The following is a 3,346-nucleotide window of genomic DNA, read 5'->3' on the forward strand; positions in this document are numbered from 1 at the left end:
GTATGTCCAGGTACCAAAACTTGGACGAGTGCACCTCAAGGAGAAAGGTCGAATTCCGACTTATGTTCCAAATGAAGTTGAGATTGTAAAAGGACGGATTGGACAGAAGAACGGCAGATGGTATATGGGTGTCTATGTCGAGTACGAAGTCGATTCTGTTCCTTCTTATCGTAAAGATTCAGATGGTATTGGTATCGACCTCGGGATCAAGGAATTGGCTGTTCTCTCTAACAAAGAGGTCTTTGCAAACATCAATAAGAAACGTCCGATGAAACGAAAACTCAGAAAGCTAAAGCATCTTTCGCGGATCTATTCTCGAAAGCTAAAAGCTTACAGAGCAAGGAAGAAAAAGGATCCAGACAATAGGCCAACCAGGAGCAATCTGAACAAAGCGCAGAAACGATTACAGACTGTTCAACAAAAGATGAACAACACCCGAAATACATACCGCAGGCAGACGGTTGCCCGGATCATGGATCTGTATCCGTCCTACATCACGATGGAAGATCTTAATATTGCCGGCATGATGAAGAACCGAAAACTTGCTCATGCCATTGCTCAGATGCAGTGGTACGCCTTTAGAACAGACGTCCAGTTTCAGTGGGCCAAACGAGGGATCGAGTTCCGTTTGGCTGAGTGTCGTTACCCTTCCAGTAAGACATGCCATCAATGCGGACATGTCCATAAGGCTCTGAAGCTTTCCGATCGGACTTTCGTCTGCCCAGATTGCGGATATACCGAAGAGCGTGACCTCAATGCAGCTCATAATCTTCGGGATACTGCCGCTTATACTGTGCTTGATCTTCAAACCACTATGTTTTAATGTTTCGTTTTTTTGCTTTAATGTTTCGTTTTTTGTCCTCTTTTACAGACAATAAGGCCCTTTATATTGACGCCAAGATGCAGTGTCTGAAGACAGGAAGAAAAACCCAATCTTTCGAATGTCTTCAGAGCAGATCAAATCAACAAAGAAAGGAAAAGCTCGCAAAGATCAAAATGAGTCTGTAATAGAAAAAAAACAAATCCATCCATAGAAGACAGAGCAATGGATTTGATATGTACCGCAGGCCGTGCGGGAATTTAAGCCCCTGGAGAACTATACCCCCGGTTCCGGATCTTCTGATCAGGCAGACCGGAGTTCGTCGTTTCCTCTCGGACGAAAGGGGAATAAAACATGACCTAGTATTTTCTAATGTGAACAGCAGAAAATATCAGATAAATGCGAGCAGGTGACCGGATGAACATGAGTATATTTTGGATTATTGCGATCGTGGCCATGCTCGTATTGGAACTGTCAACGACTGCACTTGTGTCCATATGGTTTGTCGGCGGAGCAATTGCAGCACTGATTCTGGCACTGCTGCATTTTCCAATTGCTTTTCAGGCCGCAGCGTTCTTCTTTGTCTCAGCAGCCTTATTAATTACCTGTCGCGGATGGCTTGAAAAACACTTTCATCCAGTGAACGAACCTGATGCTCTGGGACGCTTAAAAAATGCGGTAGGAACGGTGACTACTGAAATTGAGCCTGTTAAGGGCGGAAGAGTTCTGGTCAATGGACAGGACTGGAAAGCCATTTCTGCAAATAACCAGCCGATTGCACAGGGAGATCTGGTTCGAATACGGGAAATTCGTGGAGTCAAACTGGTGGTCTCCATGATTGATCAGCCGCCAAAACTGCCTTAACCTCAAAGTTGACATAGAATCGGTTAAAAAATGTAGAATATTTTAGAAGACAGGAATCCAGGAAAACAGACATAGACTTAAATTTAAATTTGACGAAAGTCTGAATTGGATTTTTAGAACAAAAACAGAATGATCATTAAAAAATAAAAATTACGAATGAAAGAATTGTAAAACTGTAATTCATTGTTCATGAATTACAAGCTCAATGGATTGCAGAATACTAGAAAGATCTGGTGAAAATTAGAATGTTATCAGCATTAACTCCTATTATTGTCATTGCCGTTATCCTGGTTATCCTGGCCGCAATCCTTCTTGATTGTGTTCGTATCGTTCCTCAGGCTCATGCTTATGTCGTTCAGCGTTTAGGGGCCTATCTAGCAACCTGGACAGTTGGGCTTCATATCAAAGTTCCATTTATTGACTCTATTGCCAATAAGGTAGATCTCAAGGAGCAGGTCGCTGACTTTCCTCCTCAGGCTGTTATCACCAAGGATAATGTAACGATGCATATCGATACGGTGATCTTCTATCAGGTTACTGATCCAAAACTTTACACTTATGGTGTAGAAAATCCGCTCAATGCGATTGAAAACCTGACTGCAACAACATTAAGAAATATCATTGGAGAAATGGATCTTGATAAGACCCTGACCAGCCGTGACGACATCAATACAAAGATGCGTGCGACCCTGGATGATGCGACTGACCCATGGGGAATCAAAATCAATCGTGTCGAATTAAAGAACATCATGCCCCCAAAAACAATCCAGGAAGCCATGGAAAAACAGATGAAGGCAGAACGTGAAAGACGTGAAAAGATTCTTCGTGCTGAAGGTGAAAAAGAATCAACAATCCTGGTTGCTGAAGGTCAGAACCAGGCTGCTGTATCGAGAGCTCAGGCCAGCAAACAGGCCATGATCGAAGAGGCTTATGGTAAAGCCGAAGCCATTCGCTCGATTCAAAAGGCAACCGCTGAAGGTCTGAAGTATCTTCAGGAAGCAAATCTTGACGAAACCGTTCTTCGCTTAAAAGCCATTGAAGCCTTCTCTACAGCCGCAGATGGCAAGGCGACTAAACTGATTATTCCATCGGATATTCAGTCGATGGTTGGACTTACCGCTTCTTTAACAGAAGCTGGAAAGTTTGCTTCACAGAAGCAAGAACAGGCTGCGCCTGCAGTTTCTCCAAATTTAACAAAATCACAAATCAAGAAATAAAAGCCGCAAGACAATAAATAACAAAGGGGCTGTTAAATTTCGACTGATTTTTCATCAGCGAGATTTACAGCCCCTTTTTCTATGCTTTTTATCTGATTCAATCCTGTTTTATGATGTGTTTTTCCGCTCAAGTCAATTTTTGAACGCACTGAAAAGAGCCAAAACTCAAAAAGACTGTTTATAATCTTTTTCAGATTTCGCTTTTCTGCTCCTTTAATTTTCCATAACGTTCGAGTTCTGGGCAACTCATCCGATTTCTGTTGTTTAATTTTCTGATATTGTGTCCCATGGCCACAATAAGCACCTCAAATTTTACGTTTTCCAGTCCCCGGCGTCTCAATCGGCTGTATCTGTAGTTTTCTTTAAGATCTCCGAAGGTTCCTTCCGCCTGAATGCTCCGGCTGACCATAATCTCATGTCCTGCATCTGAAGACATGTTCTCCCG

At 42.7% G+C, this 3,346-nt stretch carries 4 protein-coding genes; 3 read left to right on the forward strand and 1 reads right to left on the reverse strand.

Annotation, left to right across the window (positions count from 1 at the left end; all coding sequences use genetic code 11):
• The 3 genes from BO222_RS06095 to BO222_RS06105 all read left to right on the forward strand — a co-directional run.
• On the forward strand, window positions 1-823 hold an 823-nt coding region (locus BO222_RS06095), incomplete at its 5' end, for an RNA-guided endonuclease InsQ/TnpB family protein (protein WP_143356954.1).
• Between the two features lie 420 nt (window positions 824-1,243).
• On the forward strand, window positions 1,244-1,684 hold the full coding sequence (locus tag BO222_RS06100; protein WP_075819316.1) for an NfeD family protein: 441 nt from the start codon (window positions 1,244-1,246) through the stop codon (window positions 1,682-1,684).
• A 245-nt stretch (window positions 1,685-1,929) separates the two neighbouring features.
• Window positions 1,930-2,901, forward strand: a complete 972-nt coding sequence (locus tag BO222_RS06105; protein ID WP_075819314.1) for an SPFH domain-containing protein — start codon at window positions 1,930-1,932, stop codon at window positions 2,899-2,901.
• Window positions 2,902-3,091: 190 nt separating this feature from the next.
• Here the strand turns inward: BO222_RS06105 and BO222_RS06110 are convergent.
• Window positions 3,092-3,346, reverse strand: a 255-nt coding sequence (locus BO222_RS06110; protein WP_075817320.1) for a transposase, incomplete at its 5' end; no start/stop codon positions are given.

The organism is Ileibacterium valens, from assembly GCF_001945525.1.
Classification (GTDB): domain Bacteria; phylum Bacillota_I; class Bacilli_A; order Erysipelotrichales; family Erysipelotrichaceae; genus Ileibacterium; species Ileibacterium valens.